We start from the raw sequence: 15,460 nt of genomic DNA on the forward strand, positions 1-15,460 counted from the left end.
GCAGCGGCCTTCTTCGTTCAGCGTCACGGGGTTCCTCCGCGGGCCGACTATCTTAAGCGGGCCTTGCCTCGTCGTCAGCGGCTGCGGGCTCAGGCTGACCATCGCCGGGCAAGGCCAGTGCCATCAGGGCGCTGGCCAGCACCAGCGCCGCTGACACCCACAGGCAGGCCGACAGCCCCTGGCTTTGATACAGCCAGCCCGACAGCAAGGTGCCGAGCAGGCGCCCCATGGCGTTGGCCATGTAATAGAAGCCCACGTCCATGGAGGCACCCTCGGCGCGGGCGTAGTGCACGATCAGGTAGCTGTGCCAGCTCGAATTGATGGCGAACAGCACCCCGAACAGCAACAGGCCCACCACCAGCCAGCCCACCTGAGCCAGCGGCAGCACCGCCAGCAGGGCTGGCAGCCCCGCCAGGGCCAGCGCCCAGAATACCGTCGTGCGTCGCTGGCTTCCTGCCATCAGCGAGGTCAGCCGGGGCGCCTGGGTCTGGACACCGCCGTAGCCGATCACCCAGATCGCCAGCAGCCCGCCCACCGTCCAGTGGCTCCAGCCATGCTGGTCATAGAGAAACACCGGCAAGGCCACCACGAACCAGACGTCCCGGGAGGCAAACAGACACAGGCGCGCGGCCGACAGGACATTGATCGCGCGGGACTTGGAAAATATCTCGGAGAACTTGGGCTTGCGCTTCGCGCGCCCCAGATCGGCCTTGAGGCGAACCAGCGAGAGGACCAGCACCGCCAGCAGCATCAGCGCCATGACGATGACCGCACCACGAAAGCCGATCAGCGTCAGCAGCAGGCCGCCGAGGAAGAAACCGGCCCCCTTCAGCGCGTTCTTGGAGCCGGTCAGGATCGCCACCCAGCGATACAGGGTAGAGCTTGCCGAGGCACTCTCGGCGGGCACCAGTACCTTGACCGCGCTCTTGGCGCTCATCTTGTTGAGGTCCTTGGCGATGCCCGACAATGCCTGGGCCGCCATGACCCAGGCCACGCTCAGCGCCGAGGACGGCACCATCAGCATGGCCAGCGCCACGATCTGCAGAGCGAGTCCCAGATTCATGGTGCGATTGAGCCCCAGCCGTGCCCCGAGCCAGCCCCCCACCAGGTTGGTGATCACCCCGAAGGCTTCGTAGAACAAGAACAGCATCGCCACCTCGAGGGGCGAATAGCCCAACTGGTGGAAGTGCAGCACCACCAGCATGCGCAGGGCGCCGTCGGTAACGGTAAAGGCCCAGTAGTTGCCGGTGATCAGCAGGTACTGGCGGATTTCGAAGGGCAGCGCCTTCACCCGCGCCATCAACGATTCAGCCACGACCCACCTTCAGCGCCAGCTCTGCGGTGCGGTTGGCGTAGCCCCACTCGTTGTCGTACCAGGCGTAGAGCTTGAGCTGGGTGGCGTTGACCACCATGGTCGACAGCGCATCGATGATCGAGCTGCGCGGGTCGGTGCGGTAATCGATGGAAACCAGCGGGCGCTCCTCGTAGCCGAGAATACCGGCAAGCTCCCCTTCGGCGGCCTCGCGCAGGGCGGCGTTGACCTCATCCACCGTCACCTCGCGCTCAAGTTCGAAGACCATGTCGGTGAGCGAGGCATTGGCCAGCGGCACGCGGATGGCGTGGCCATTGAGCTTGCCCTCGAGCTCGGGAAAGATCGCGGTGATCGCCTTGGCCGACCCGGTCGTGGTAGGGATCAGGCTCATGCCACAGGCCCGCGCCCGACGCAGGTCCTTGTGGGGCGCGTCGAGGATGGTCTGGGTGTTGGTGATGTCATGCACCGTGGTCATGGAGCCATGACGGATTCCGAAACACTGTTGAATCACCTTGACCACCGGGGCCAGACAGTTGGTGGTGCAACTGGCGGCGGTGACGATGCGGTGCCGCTCGGGCTCGTAGAGATCATCGTTGACCCCCATGACCACGTTGAGCACGCCCTCCTCCTTGACCGGCGCGCTGACCACGACGCGCCGCACGCCCTGGTCGAGATAGGCCTGAAGCCTGTCCAGAGTCTTGTGCTTGCCGGAGCATTCGATCACCACGTCGCAGCCGGACCAGTCCGCGTCGGCCGGCACGCTTGCTCCGCTGAAGGCCACCGCGCGACCGTCGAGGTTCAGCTGCTCGCCCTCGCCATTGATCCCGCCCTCGGGCGAAAAGTGGCCGTGCACCGAATCGAACTCCAGCAGGTGGGCGAAGGTGGCGGCGTCACCACCGGGATCGTTGACGCGAACCAGGTCGACCTCCCCAGCGGCGATACGCGGCCACAGACTGCGAACCACCAGGCGGCCGATCCGCCCGAAACCATTGATACCGATACGTAGCGTCATGAAAGTCTCGCTTTAGAAAGTGAGTATTGCGCCCCGGCACCCGCCAGGCTCTGCCGACAGAGGGTTACGCCATCAATCGTCGGCCAGGTGGCGGGCGCGATCACGATCCTTGATCTGCAGCCACAGCATCAGGCGCACGCGGATTTCCTGAAGCGCCTGGGCGTAGGCGTTGTCACGCTCGATGCCACGGGGATCGCGGATATCCCAATAGAGATGCTCGTCGCGACTGCCCTCCCAGTCGCGACAGGTTTCCTGGGCCTTGTCGCACAGCACGATGACGGCATCGAAGTGCTGTCCCTCGAAGCTGTCGAGGGACTGACTGGCGAGCCCCTCGGTGCTGATGGACTGCTCCTTGAGCGCGGCCAGCGTCTTCTGATGCGGCTCGTCCGGCTCGGTACCGGCGCTGAAGGCATCGAAGCGATCACCGGCCAGGTGGCGCAACAGCGCCTCGCCCATCAGCGAGCGAGCGGAATTGGCGTGACACAGAAACAACACGCGTTGCTTGCGGGACTCTTGTGACATCGTCATCGGGGGCGCCTCAGGATATATGGAATTTCATATATACGAGACAAGGATGTCAATTCCGTGACCGTTTCGCGTCCACCACAAGGAATCGACGACAGCCGCCAGGATCAGTGGGCGGCGGCCGAGGCCTGGCGCCTCAGGCGCACGATGGTGATGATGTTGGTGGCGAAGATCAGCGTCTCGGCCAGAGTGCCACCCAGCGAACCTGCCAGCAGATTGCTGATGATCCAGCAGAAGGCGGCGCCGGCCAGTACCAGACGCATCGCCACCCCTCTGAGCATGAACATGGCAAAGGTGCCAAGCAGCCCTGCCGCCAGGGCAGGAAGATCACGCGCATCGCTCCAGGTCAGCGCCGCTACCAGCAAGGTGGCGAGCAACATGCCAAGCATGATCGCCAGATTGCCGGGAAAGCGTCGCGCCAGAGCGATGCGCAGGATGATCAGGGCCGAGATCGACGCGGCTACCCAGCTCCCCAGCAGGGCAAACTGGGTCGCGAAGGCCAGGTTGGCTCCCAGCAGCAATACCAGGAGCTTGTCGTCATGCCGGCTGGCGAAGCCGATCACACAGAGCGTGAGCGCCACCAGGCTGACGGCCTGCCCGGCGAGCCATCGCAGCCCCATCTCCTCCATGCCAAGCCCCCAAGCGATCGAAAAAGGATCGGTCATCCTAGCACGGCTGTTGCGCTGTGCCGGGCAGGCAGGCAAGCGACCGAGCCTGTCCGCATGCGTGGTGACGACGCGCGAAGGCTGGCAAGGCCGCTGCCCTCGCACTAGGCTAAACCGAACTTTGCTACGCGTAACCGCCCATGCCCCTCTCGGACTTTCCCTGCGACCAATACCTTGAGCGTATCGGCCTTGTGCAACCTGTCGAGGTGTCTGCCGAGTGCTTGCACGCGCTGCATCGCGCCCAGCTCACCTCGCTGCCCTTCGAGAACTTCGATATCTGCCTGGGCCGCGGCGTGGATGTCAGTGCCCAGGGCATTCTGGCCAAGCTCATCGGTCAACGCCGGGGCGGCTACTGCTTCGAGCTCAACGGCCTGTTGCTGATGGCACTTGAGGCCTTCGGATTCGAGGCCAGGGCCCTGTTGGGACGTGTGCATCTGTCGGGAACCCCCACCGGGCGCAGTCATCAGGTATCGCTGGTGACGCTGGACAACCGCCAATGGCTGGTCGACGCCGGCTTCGGCACCAATACGCCCTGTGCCCCGATACCGCTGACCCCGGACACCCCGCTCCACATCGGAGACCAGACACTACGACTGGTGGAGAACGCTTGCTACGGGATCATGCTGCAATCATTGATGGGAGCCCAATGGGTCGACCTCTATAGCGTCGATTTCACCACGGTGTGCGAAGGTGATATTCAGATGGCCAATCACTTCACCTCCACCTGGCCAGGCCTGCACTTCACCACCTCGCGCATGGCCGCGCTGACCACCCCCGAGGGCCAGATCAGCCTTTCCGACTTCACCCTGAAGATCCGACGCGGGGGCGCGGCAAGCGAACAGCTCCTGCCCCCGGGCGCGGCCTATCTGGCGGCGCTGGAAGAGCACTTCGGGATCGTACTGAAGGCCAGCTACGAGGATCTCGCCCCACTCTAGTCGATCCCGCTGTCGATCTCTCGATCGATCCCGCAGTCGCTCCTGCTTCCACGCTACCCGAGGTCGACCGCATCTTGTGTAGGGTTGGGCTGGGCTGGGCTGGGCTGAGAAAAAGAGAAAATCCGACATGGCGCCGTGGTCAGTGCCCTTAACCCCTCGCGACAGTCGCCAACAGGCCCCATTCCGTGTTGAACTATGCCCCGAGCCTTTGTCTGCCAATGGATTTGGAAAGGAGCCTGCCGTTTATGTTCAATCGCCTTGCGTCCGGCCTGCGTGCCGCCGGTGTGCTGAGCCTGCTGGCGCTGTCGCCGCTGACCTTCGCCCAGAGCACCGGTAATGCCGGACCCGCCGTCAACACCGAAACCTTCCAGTCCTGGGAGGTCAACTGCCCGGTCAACCCGTCCGACGGCTCCTGCTCCATGACCCAGCTGGTCAATGGTGCCGATGGCGAGCCGGTCCTTCGGGTCGTGGTCGGCAACCCTGCTCAGCTGGACGGTTCTGCCATGACCTTCCTGGTTCCGCTGGGCGTACGTCTGGCCCCAGGCCTGCAGCTCAAGGTCGATACCAACGAGCCGGTGGGCATGCCCTACCAGGTGTGTGTGCCCCAGGGCTGCCGTGCCGACATCCCGCTGCAGCCGCAACTGCTCAACCAGTTGAAGGCCGGCAGCACCGCCACCGTCAGCATCGTCAACCCGCGCGGCCAGCGTCAGGACCTCAACGTGTCGCTGATGGGCTTCAGCGCCGCCAAGGATCGCGTCGACCAGAACTGATCGATCCTTCACGCCACCCGCCTTCGGGTGGCGTGTCCCTTGTCTTTTCTCCTCTCCTGTCTCTCCTGTCTCTCCTGTCTCTCCTGTCTCTCCTGTCTCTCCTGTCTCTCCTGTCTCTCCTGTCTCTCCTGTCTCTCCTGTCTCTTCTCCCCACCTGTCGATTTTCTGCCAGTCGCATTGTTACCGATCTTGCGCTCGCGCATTCCTTTAGGTCCTCTCCCGCTGCCGTTTTCGGTCGGCAGAGCCGAGGCCGTGCTACGGCACTCGTGCACCTAAGTACGCTTAGCCAAGGGCGCCGACTTCGGCCCAAAGTGGAACAATAAGTTGCAGGTAAATTGCCTATGATCAGCTGCAGGGGCAAAGCCTCGACCGTGACACGCCAAGGCAACGGCAAGCATGGCGACAACGACCAGTGCAGCGCCAGTGAAGAGCGCAGCGATATCGCAAGCGCATCGACACTAAAGAGCGCAGCGCCAACAAAGAGCACAGCGCCAACAAAGAGCACAGCGCCAACAAAGAGCGCATCGACAACAACAAGCACCAGGAGGTGAACGGTGATAACCCTGACGATCAACGACCAGCAGCATGAACTGGACGTGCCCGAACAGATGCCGCTGCTGTGGGCGCTGCGCGATGTGGTAAATCTGACCGGCACCAAGTTTGGCTGCGGCATGGGGCTGTGTGGCGCCTGTACTGTTCACCTGGACGGCGCCGCCGTGCGCTCCTGCGTCACGCCGGTAGCGGCGGCTGCGGGCAAGCACGTGACCACCATCGAGGCCATGGCCACCGACGCTGTCGGCAGCAAGGTGCAGGAGGCATGGCTGGATGTCGGCGTGGCCCAGTGCGGCTACTGCCAGGCCGGCCAGATCATGAGCGCGACCGCCTTCCTCAAGGACAACGCCAACCCCAGCGACGATGACATCGCCAGCGCCATGGGGGGCAACATCTGCCGCTGCGGCACCTACAACCGGATCCGCACCGCGATCCATCGTGCAGCCGGACAGGAGGAGCAGGCATGAACCGTACCGTCGATACGCTGCTGCTGGCCAACGTCAGCCGCAGACGCTTTCTCCAGGGACTGGCCGCCGGCAGCGCGCTGGTGGTAGCCGCCCGCTGGGACCTGGCCGCCGCCGCCGAGGACAAGCAGTACGGCGCCGCCGGCATGGCCTACGGCTGGGTCGACAATCCCAACGTGTTCATCCAGATCGACGAGGACGGCAGCGTCACCGTGACCAACCATCGCGCCGAGATGGGCCAGGGCATCCGCACCAGCCTGGTGATGGTGGCCGCCGATGAGCTGGGTGCCGACTGGAGCAAGGTCAAGGCTACCCAGGCCCCGGGGGATTCCGACACCTACGGCAACCAGGACACCGACGGCTCGCGCAGCATGCGCCACTGGTTCGATCCCATGCGGCGGGCCGCCGCGTCGGCCCGTCGGATGCTGGAACAGGCCGCCGCCCAGCGCTGGGACGTACCTGTGGACGAATGCCAGGCCGGCGTCCACGTCATCGTCCACACGCCTAGCGGGCGCGAACTCGGCTTCGGCGAGCTGGCGGCGGCGGCCAGGGAGCTCGATATCCCCTCTCGAGACTCGCTGACACTCAAGCCCGAAAGCGAATGGCGACTGATCGGCAAGTCCCTCGGCCCCAGCCACGACAGTGATACCGGCAACCTCGAGCGCGCCCCGGCGGTGGACGGTGAGGATATTGTCAGCGGCAAGGCCATCTACGGCGGCGACATGCGCCTGCCGGACATGGCCTACGCGGTGATCGCGCGCCCCGATGTGCTGGGTGCAAGCGTCGCCAGCGTCGATGACAGCGAGACGCTCAAGATTCCCGGGGTGATCAAGACCGTCAGGCTCGAGGGCACCTCCCAGCCGTCTTCCTTCCACCCGCTCGGCGGCGTGGGGGTGATCGCCGACAACACCTGGGCGGCCATCGAAGGACGCAAGGCGCTCAAGATCCAGTGGAATACCGAAGGGCTCGACGCCAACGCCGGCTACGACACCGAAAGCTACCGCGAGATGCTCGAGCAGCGCGCCGATTCCCCCGGCAAGGTGCTCAGAGCCAGCGGCGATATCGAGGCAGCGCTGGCCGACGCCGAGTCCCGCCACAGCGCCACCTACTACATGCCTCACCTGGCCCATGCCACCATGGAACCACCGGTGGCCATCGCCCGGGTAAACGCAGACGGTGCCGAGACCTGGGCGCCGGTGCAGGACCCGCAGAGCGCCCGCGACCAGGTCGCCAAGCAGCTCGGCATCGACGGCGCCAGCGTCAAGGTCAACCAGACGCTGCTGGGCGGCGGCTTCGGGCGCAAGGCCAAGCCTGACTTCGTGGTGGAGGCGGCGCACTTGAGTCGCGCCCTCGACGGCCGCCCGGTGCAGCTTCAGTGGACCCGCGAGGACGACCTTCACCACACCTACTTCCACGCGCTGTCGGTGGACCGCCTGGAAGCCGGCCTTGGCAGCGACGGCAAGGTCCAGGGCTGGCGTCATCGCACCCTGGCGCCGACCATCATGTCGATCTTCCAGGACGACCCCAAGTACAAGGCGACCTACGAACTCGGCATGGGCCTGACGCCCCTGCCCTTCGACATTCCCGCGCTATCGCTGGAAAACGGCGAGGCCCCGGCACACAAGCGCATCGGCTGGTTCCGCTCGGTGGTCAACCTGCCCCACGCCTTTGCCATCCAGAGCTTCGTTGCCGAACTCGCCGCAGCCGCCGGACGCGATCATCGCGACTACCTGCTGGAACTTCTGGGGCCGGCGCGCGAGATCGACCCGCTGGCCGTCGGCGCCACCTGGAACTATGGAGAGGACCCGGAGCGCTATACCATCGATGTCGGTCGCCTGCGTGGCGTCGTCGAGCGGGCGACCGAGGAAGCCGACTGGGGCAAGTCGTTGCCCGAAGGCCGCGGCCAGGGCCTGGCGGTGCATCACAGCTTCTGCTCCTACACCGCCATCGTGCTGGACGTGGAGGTCAACGATCAGGGCAGTGTGATCGTCCACCAGGCGGACGTGGCCTTCGACTGCGGCCCCAGGGTCAACCCCGAGCGCATCCGTGCCCAGATGGAGGGCTCGGTGGTGATGGGCATCGGCATCGGCCTGCTGAACGAGATCAGCGCAAGCGGCGGTCGCATCGAACAGGACAACTTCCACCAGTACCTGCTGCCACGCCAGGCCAACGCCCCGCGTGAGGTGCGTGTCCATCTGGTAGACAATCCCGATGCGCCGATGGGCGGCGTGGGTGAGCCAGGGCTTCCCCCGGTGGCGCCGGCCCTGACCAACGCCATCTTCGCCGCCACCGGCAAGCGCATCCGGGAGCTGCCGGTGGGCAACCAGCTGAAGGGCTGACATCCACCGAGGTGAGCCCCCTTGCGCGGTGACGTCCGCGCAAAAGCGAGCGGCCAGGCTACCCTGAAAGGGTCGCCTGGCCGCTTTTTTACCGCCATTCCTTGACCGGACGGCTACCTCAACGTGAGCGCACCTCGGTCCATAGCTGCTGCAGCATGGTCAGCGAGTCCCCCTCGATCAGCGGCGTGGTCACCAGGTGACCGCTGGTCTCGGGATCGAGCCTGGAGGCCTCTCGCAGCGCCTCGTCGACCATCGGCAGGGCAGCCTCATTGGGTGTTCTGTAGTAGGCATAGTTCGCCGCCTTGGCGGCATTTTCCGGACGCATCATGAAGCTGATGAAGTCCTGGGCCAGCTGCGGATGGGGGGCTCTCGCCGGCACCACGAAGGTATCCATGCCGAGCTGGGCGCCTTCCTCGGGGGCGAAGAAGGCCAGATCACCATAGATCTCGGGGGAATCGGCCTTGCGGTAGTCCACGTCGCCGCTGTAGGTCACCGCCACTGCACTGACGCCTCGTGCCACCTGCTCCACCGCCGCGGTACTGTCGACGAAGCCGGTGAAGTTGCCCCGCTCCAGGGTCTGGCTGACCAGCTTGGCGGCGTTGATCCAGGCCTCCTGACCGACGCAGTCGAACCCAGCTCCCTGGTAGGCGCAGGCCATGCCGAGTGATACCTGGGGATCGCCACCCAGCAGCGCGAAGGGCTGGTCGGGATTGATCTCGGGGTCGAACAGCACGCTCCAGGAGTGCGGCAGCTCGGCGAAGGTGTTGGTGTCGTAGACGATACCGGTAACGCCCCACAGGTAGGGCACGCTGTAGCGCTCTACGGGGTCATAGGGCGGCTGACGGAAGGCTTCCATCAGATCCTCTCGCCCCTGCTGGATGCGCGGGTCGTCGAGCTCCCTCACCAGGCCGGCGTCGATCAGCCGGGTGACGTAGTAGTCGGTGGGCACCACCACGTCGTATTGAGCGTCACCACCGGCGGCCAGCTTGGAGAACATCTCGGCGTTTGAGGTGAAGTAGTTCTGCACCACCTCCACCCCGAACTCCTGCTCGAAGGCCTCGACCAGCGCCGGGTCCATGTACTCGGTCCAGTTGAACAGAAACAGCTTGTCGTCATCCTGCGCCCAGACACCGGTACTGACCATGCCCAGTGCTGCCACCGCCATCCATCGTTGCATGACTTCGCCTCATTCCATGTCGTTGTTGTTTGATCTTGTCTGAAAAGCGCTTGGTTCGCAGGCAAATAATGCGCCAGCCAGACAGCGTTGTACAACGCGAAACTGACAGGCCCGCCCCTCCCCCTCACAAGGCACGACGCCGCTTGCAAGAGCGGCGTCGTGGATACTCCAGGCCTGTTACAGGATGACCGGGGTATCCAGCGCCGTTACCACCGCCTGGTCGCGGTCGTAGATATCGGGACGGAAGGCCAGGTGGCCATCGGTCTCGGGTTGCACCGTCCAGTAGTTGAGCACCACCGGAATGCGCCGATCCAGAGCCACGTTGCGGGTCTTGCCGTCGTTGATCAGGCGGCCGACGTTGGCGGAGGTGTCCGAGTCGTCGAACAACAGCTGGGCCAGCTCCGCCACCCCTTCCACGCGGATGCAGCCTGAGCTCAGCGCACGCTGAGTACGGTTGAACAGCCCTCGCGACGGGGTGTCGTGCAGGTAGACCAGGTGGTCATTGGGAAAACGGATCACGACCCTCCCCAAGGGGTTGCGAGGCCCGGCCCCCTGCCGCAGCATCACCCCGCCGGGGCTCGACCAGTTGACCGAATAGGGATCAACACGCTTGCCGGAGGGTGATAACGCCACCATGTCACGGCTGGCCAGATACCCCGGATCGCGCTTCACTCGAGGCAGAATGTCCTCACGATAGATCGTGGGCGGCACCGTCCAGGTGGGGTTGAGGGTCAGGTGGGTAATCTCCGAACGCAATGTCGGCGTGCGCCGGTAGGGTTGGCCGACGACGATACGTGAGCGCCAGACGTCGCCGTCGGGGCGGAAGTAGCTGAGCCGATAACCGGCGATATCGACCAGCACGAAAGACTCCGGCAGGCCATGCAGCAGCCAGCGGGCACGCTCCAGGTTGGCGCGGATCTGATCGATGCGAAAGCCCACCGGAAGATTGAGGGCGGTCTGGGTATTGGGTCCGACCACCCCATCGTCGGCGAGCAGGTGGCGGCGCTGAAAACGGCGTACCGCCTCGGCCAGGGTGCTGTCGTACACCTCAGCTTCGGGGGCCTCGAGCTCAACGTGCGGGTAGTGGCCGGTGTCGGCGGACATCACTTCCAGTTCACCGATCATCGCCAGGCGCTGGCGCAACAGCGCGACGTCGGTGTCCTGATCGCCGGGACTCAGCGGCGTCTCGCGACTCGGCAGCAGTGGCCAGCCCCCCAGACGTTCGATGTTGCGATAGCGTGCCAGGGCGGCCCTTAGCTGACGATACGGCTCGAAAGGAGGCCGTGCCAGCGCCAGCGCAGCCTCGACATCGCCGTCGTCCAGGGCACGCGACAACGCCACCAGGTCGAACGTCGGTGGCGCAATATCGACCTCCCAGTCACTGTCGATGCGGTGTGGATCGACCTTGCCACGTTGCAGATGGGCCATGGCGGTCAGCAGCGTTTCGGTGGCCTCGAGCTCGAAGCCTCCGGGGGTCTCGAGATCGGCCCCTCTGGCCTGGCCAAGCAGCGCGTCGGGCGCGTAGTCCGAGGGTGAGAGCCCATCATCCTCGAGCGTCTTGAGTCCGTCGGCCAGGGCCTCCACGCGGCCCATGTCGGTCCACACCGGACGCTGGCCACGCAGACTGTAGAATCGCTGTACCATCTCGGAGGCGCCGACCAACTCGTTGGCCAGGGGACCCGGCACGACCCCGTCGAGATCCTGAAGGTTCTGCTCGACGCTGGCATCGCTGGCAAGCCCCTGGCCGTTGGCGACCTCGCCACTGACGTCGCCTCCGTCGCTTGCCGTTGCCCCCCAGACCGGGGCTACCAGCAGACCATAACAAAGCGCTACAGCGACGCCCCTCCTTGGCATGAGTCGCAATAGAACATTTGGGCTAAACATGGCATCTACTCCCTGCAACATGACGTCAATACTGGCCATCCTGGGCGGTATTGTCATAATAGAGTCGTCGGTATCGGGTTCCGCCGAGCCGACCTGATTTTTCTAGCGTGCGCGAAGATCATGTTTCTCCGCTCTGTGTATTAGCGTATCGCGTTATTTGATCTTGCGTAACGCCTGTTCGCGTATCCGCGACATCACCGACAGGAAGCCTAGAGATGTCACGAAGCTCCTCTCATGACAATGCATCACCTCGTCTCTCGATTTTTCGTTACCTCTTATTATTGACCCTAAGTGCCTTTTTTGCGGCGCCTGTTCTCGCTCAGGACTTTCTCAGGACATCCGTCAGGGCGAATGCGCCGTCAGCCACATCGCTCGAACAGACCCTGGCCCGCCTCGCCCCCAAGGCCAACCCGGGGGTACTGCGCCTGGCCGCACGGGCGCTCAACTGCGCCGACCCCGGCGCCGAGCGCCTGGCGGTCATCGACTTTTCCCTGCCTTCAACCGAACGCCGCCTGTGGGTCTTCGACCTGCGCCAGCCCAGGCTGATGTTTCGCGAATGGGTGAGCCACGGCAAGAACTCCGGCGACGCCATGGCCACGCTGTTCTCCAACGTGCCCGAGAGCTACCAGTCGAGCATCGGACTGTTTCGCACCAAGAACAGCTATGTAGGCAGCAACGGCTATTCCCTGCGACTCGAGGGTCTTGAGCCGGGGGTCAACGACAACGCCTTCGATCGCGCCATCGTGATGCACGGTGCGGACTACGTCAGCCAGGAGTTCATCGACCGTACCGGACGCATCGGCCGCAGCCACGGCTGCCCGGCGGTACGTACCGAGGTGGCGGTACCCTTGATCAACAGCATTCGCGACAATCAGTACCTGTTCACCTACTACCCGGACCAGCGTTGGCTCAACAATTCGGCCTTTCTGCGCTGTCCGAACAGCAGTGAGCGCCTGGCCCTCAACGACTGAGTCCATCGCTTGAGGCTCCAGCATCGGCGTCACCCGCCAGCGACGGGTGACGCCTCCTCCTTGTTCTCTTTTGTTCGCAGTTCTGTTCGCACATCTTCTTGAGTCGTTCTCCTCTCTCGTTCTCTCCCTTCTCTCTCCCTCTACCTTCTCTCTTCCTGCTCCTTCTCTCTCTTCCTGCTCCTTCTCTCTTCGCTGCGCTCCTCTACCTTCTCTCTTTGGCACCAAGTCGGCGCACTGGGGCGGTGTCGAGTGCACAATGATGCAGCGCAATGATGCGATCCTGCTGAAGTGCTATTCCGCATGAAAACCACAAGGTGTTGATATAACGAGGTTTCAATAAAAACAGGCATCCCGCTTGCTTAGTAGTGGTTAGCGAGAGCCAGACGTAGACCAGGCCCCAGCGGTACGAGTGCGTCGGACCCGACCTTCAATGGCGAAGGCCACACAAGTTCGAGTGTTCGTCCACCCAGCGAGGGCTGTGTTCATGAATCTGCGCAACAAGGCCAACAGGATTCGCCTGTTTTCCTTCTCGACTCCCCAGATGCGAGCCTTTCACTTCTCCTGGTTCGCCTTCCACCTGTGCTTCTTCGGCTGGTTCGGCATCGCGCCATTGATGGCCGTGGTCAGAGATGACCTCGGACTGACCAAGACCCAGATCGGCAACACCATCATCGCCTCGGTGGCCATCACGGTAATCGTGCGTCTGGCCATCGGCGTCCTGTGTGACCGCATCGGGCCGCGCCTGGCCTACACCTGGCTGCTGTGCCTGGGCGCCATCCCGGTGATGAGCATCGGTTTCGCCGACAGCTTCGAGTCCTTTCTGATGGCCCGCCTGGCCATCGGCGCGATCGGCGCCTCCTTCGTCATCACCCAGTACCACACCTCGGTGATGTTCGCGCCCAATGTGGTGGGTACGGCCAACGCCACCTCCGCCGGCTGGGGCAACCTGGGCGGTGGCACTACCCAGATCCTGATGCCGTTGATCTTTTCTGGCCTGTTGATGCTGGGCGTCAGCGAGACCCTGGGCTGGCGCCTGGCCATGGTGGTCCCAGGTGTGGTGATGTTCATCGCCGGTCTGTGCTATTACCGCTTCACCCAGGACGCGCCCGACGGCAACTTCAAGGACCTGCGCGCACGCGGCGAGTTGCCGGAAGCCTCCGGCGAAGGCTCCATGTCCAGCACCTTCGGCGCCGCCGCCCGGGATATCCGCGTGTGGGCGCTGTTTGTGGTCTATGCCGCCTGTTTCGGCGTCGAACTCACCATCAACAACATCGCCGCCATCTACTTCTTCGACAACTTCGACCTGACCCTGGCCACCGCCGGCATGATCGCCGGACTGTTCGGCCTGATGAACCTGTTCGCTCGCACCATGGGCGGGGTCTTCTCTGACCTGTTCGCCCGCAACGCCGGGCTCAAGGGTCGCGTACGCTGGCTGTTCATCGCCATGCTGTGTGAGGGCGTGGCACTGATGTTCTTCTCCCAGATGCACGTACTGGCGCTGGCCATCGGCCTGATGCTGGTGTTCAGTCTGTTCGTGCAAATGGCCGAAGGCGCCACCTTCGGCGTGGTGCCCTTCATCAACCGTCGCGCCCTCGGCGCGGTGGCCGGTATCGTCGGCGCCGGCGGCAACGCCGGTGCGGTGGCGGCGGGATTCCTGTTCCGTTCCGAATCGATCAGCTACCAGCAGGGGCTGTTCTACCTGGGCGCGGCGGTGATCCTGGCCTCGCTGTGCGCGCTGCTGGTGCGCTTCAGCCCCGAGGTCGAAGCCGAAGAAGCCGCCGCCTACGAACAGGCTGCCTCAGGCGAGACAAGGGGCGCGCTGTCGCTGCGCTGAGTCCGCTGTTGCGACCCCTGGCAAGACGACCTGGGCCCGGCATCCTGCCGGGCCTTCTCGTATCGGGCCCAGCCTGACGAGCCCCTCCCGTGCAGGTCCGTCCGCCAATATCCGACAGGACTCATCCTTTTCTGCTACCCGATATCCGGGAAAAGATGCCCCTTGAAAGTCGCAGACGCCGCCCGAAGGATTGCAACAAAGGCAATGGACGAGCATGCTGAATCAATCATACAGAGATAGCCCGTCAAGCCCCGTCACCGAGAGACCAGGAGGAAGCGATGCGAGAACGAGTGTTGCTGATCACCGGAGCGTCAAGCGGCATCGGGGCCGCCACGGCCAGGGCGGCCGCTCGAGAGGGCTATCACCTCGTCCTGGCGGCCCGTTCGAAGGACGGACTCGAGGCCCTGGCTCAGGAGCTGGGACCGGAGAACGTGCTGACGGTCGGCGTCGACGTGACCGACATCGAGGCCCAGAAGACCATGGTGGACGAGACCCTCGAGCGCTTTGGTCGTCTCGACGCGGTGTTCGCCAACGCCGGACGTGGTGGCTCTCCCGGCGGCTTCAGCGAGGCCGACCCGGAAAGCTGGAAGTCGATGCTGATGACCAACGTGTACGGGTTGGGGCTGACCATCCAGGCCTGCCTGCCAGAGCTCAGGCGTAGCCACGGACACATCCTGCTGACCGGCTCGGCAGCGGGGCGCACCACCATCCCCGGCTCCATGTACGGTGCCACCAAGTGGGCGGTCTCCGGCATCGGCTACAACCTGCGCGAGGAACTGCGCGGCAGCGGGATCCGAGTCACGCTCATCGAGCCCGGCATGGTCAACACCCCCTTCTTCGATGAACCACCGGAACATGCTCTGGAAGATCGCGACGTCGCCAACGCCGTGATGTACGCCATCTCCCAGCCTCACCATGTCGACGTCAACGAGATTCTGGTGCGTCCCACGCCACCGCTGGAAGAGTGAGCGTCTTCACTCTTCGGACACCACCATCACCGACGCGATTTCACCACACCCA

General features: G+C 64.2%; 14 protein-coding genes. 7 read left to right on the forward strand and 7 right to left on the reverse strand.

Annotated features, from left to right (window positions below):
• Nucleotides 1-52: 52 nt before the first annotated feature.
• The 4 genes from arsJ to EBB56_RS01450 all read right to left on the reverse strand — a co-directional run bounded on the left by arsJ (nucleotide 53) and on the right by EBB56_RS01450 (nucleotide 3,514).
• The gene (arsJ, locus tag EBB56_RS01435) at nucleotides 53-1,300 is read right to left on the reverse strand and encodes an organoarsenical effux MFS transporter ArsJ (RefSeq protein WP_124802937.1); all 1,248 of its coding nucleotides are present in this window, start codon (nucleotides 1,298-1,300) and stop codon (nucleotides 53-55) included.
• 7 nt (nucleotides 1,301-1,307) lie between these two features.
• Nucleotides 1,308-2,324 carry an ArsJ-associated glyceraldehyde-3-phosphate dehydrogenase gene (locus EBB56_RS01440; protein ID WP_124802518.1) on the reverse strand — a complete coding sequence of 339 codons (1,017 nt, stop codon included), beginning with the start codon at nucleotides 2,322-2,324 and terminating at the stop codon, nucleotides 1,308-1,310.
• 72 nt (nucleotides 2,325-2,396) lie between these two features.
• Nucleotides 2,397-2,852 carry an arsenate reductase ArsC gene (locus EBB56_RS01445; protein WP_308812402.1) on the reverse strand — a complete coding sequence of 152 codons (456 nt, stop codon included), beginning with the start codon at nucleotides 2,850-2,852 and terminating at the stop codon, nucleotides 2,397-2,399.
• 104 nt (nucleotides 2,853-2,956) lie between these two features.
• Nucleotides 2,957-3,514 carry a YgjV family protein gene (locus tag EBB56_RS01450; RefSeq protein WP_231498492.1) on the reverse strand — a complete coding sequence of 186 codons (558 nt, stop codon included), beginning with the start codon at nucleotides 3,512-3,514 and terminating at the stop codon, nucleotides 2,957-2,959.
• A 221-nt stretch (nucleotides 3,515-3,735) separates the two neighbouring features.
• Here EBB56_RS01450 and EBB56_RS01455 point away from each other — a divergent pair, with 221 nt between their 5' ends.
• Both EBB56_RS01455 and EBB56_RS01460 read left to right on the forward strand, forming a co-directional pair.
• Nucleotides 3,736-4,449, forward strand: a complete 714-nt coding sequence (locus tag EBB56_RS01455) for an arylamine N-acetyltransferase (protein WP_260425262.1) — start codon at nucleotides 3,736-3,738, stop codon at nucleotides 4,447-4,449.
• Between the two features lie 245 nt (nucleotides 4,450-4,694).
• The gene (locus EBB56_RS01460) at nucleotides 4,695-5,219 is read left to right on the forward strand and encodes an invasion associated locus B family protein (protein ID WP_045992593.1); all 525 of its coding nucleotides are present in this window, start codon (nucleotides 4,695-4,697) and stop codon (nucleotides 5,217-5,219) included.
• 8 nt (nucleotides 5,220-5,227) lie between these two features.
• Here EBB56_RS01460 and EBB56_RS01465 read toward each other — a convergent pair whose 3' ends face one another.
• The gene (locus tag EBB56_RS01465) at nucleotides 5,228-5,422 is read right to left on the reverse strand and encodes a hypothetical protein (protein WP_124802522.1); all 195 of its coding nucleotides are present in this window, start codon (nucleotides 5,420-5,422) and stop codon (nucleotides 5,228-5,230) included.
• Nucleotides 5,423-5,773: 351 nt separating this feature from the next.
• On the opposite strand from EBB56_RS01465, the gene EBB56_RS01470 reads away from it, so the two are divergent.
• Both EBB56_RS01470 and EBB56_RS01475 read left to right on the forward strand, forming a co-directional pair.
• Nucleotides 5,774-6,238: a (2Fe-2S)-binding protein gene (locus tag EBB56_RS01470; protein WP_124802524.1), complete on the forward strand. Its 465-nt coding sequence runs from the start codon at nucleotides 5,774-5,776 to the stop codon at nucleotides 6,236-6,238.
• Nucleotides 6,235-8,574 (forward strand): molybdopterin cofactor-binding domain-containing protein, encoded by a 2,340-nt coding sequence (locus EBB56_RS01475; protein WP_124802526.1) that lies wholly within the window; start codon nucleotides 6,235-6,237, stop codon nucleotides 8,572-8,574. The genes EBB56_RS01470 and EBB56_RS01475 overlap by 4 nt, the downstream gene beginning before the upstream one ends.
• 118 nt (nucleotides 8,575-8,692) lie before the next feature.
• Here EBB56_RS01475 and EBB56_RS01480 read toward each other — a convergent pair whose 3' ends face one another.
• On the reverse strand, nucleotides 8,693-9,751 hold the full coding sequence (locus tag EBB56_RS01480; protein WP_124802528.1) for a spermidine/putrescine ABC transporter substrate-binding protein: 1,059 nt from the start codon (nucleotides 9,749-9,751) through the stop codon (nucleotides 8,693-8,695).
• A gap of 177 nt (nucleotides 9,752-9,928) precedes the next feature.
• Complete coding sequence (locus EBB56_RS01485) at nucleotides 9,929-11,635, reverse strand: murein L,D-transpeptidase (protein WP_260425263.1); 1,707 nt, start codon at nucleotides 11,633-11,635, stop codon at nucleotides 9,929-9,931.
• Nucleotides 11,636-11,850: 215 nt separating this feature from the next.
• Here EBB56_RS01485 and EBB56_RS01490 point away from each other — a divergent pair, with 215 nt between their 5' ends.
• The 3 genes from EBB56_RS01490 (at nucleotide 11,851) to EBB56_RS01500 (ending at nucleotide 15,408) form a co-directional block, all read left to right on the forward strand.
• The gene (locus EBB56_RS01490; RefSeq protein WP_083970384.1) at nucleotides 11,851-12,606 is read left to right on the forward strand and encodes a murein L,D-transpeptidase catalytic domain family protein; all 756 of its coding nucleotides are present in this window, start codon (nucleotides 11,851-11,853) and stop codon (nucleotides 12,604-12,606) included.
• Nucleotides 12,607-13,090: 484 nt separating this feature from the next.
• Nucleotides 13,091-14,440, forward strand: a complete 1,350-nt coding sequence (locus EBB56_RS01495; protein WP_045992599.1) for an MFS transporter — start codon at nucleotides 13,091-13,093, stop codon at nucleotides 14,438-14,440.
• A gap of 278 nt (nucleotides 14,441-14,718) precedes the next feature.
• Complete coding sequence (locus EBB56_RS01500) at nucleotides 14,719-15,408, forward strand: SDR family oxidoreductase (RefSeq protein ID WP_045992600.1); 690 nt, start codon at nucleotides 14,719-14,721, stop codon at nucleotides 15,406-15,408.
• Nucleotides 15,409-15,460 lie beyond the last annotated feature (52 nt).

The sequence above is a fragment of the Halomonas sp. YLB-10 genome (assembly GCF_003856855.1).
GTDB classification, from domain to species: Bacteria; Pseudomonadota; Gammaproteobacteria; order Pseudomonadales; family Halomonadaceae; genus Halomonas; species Halomonas litopenaei.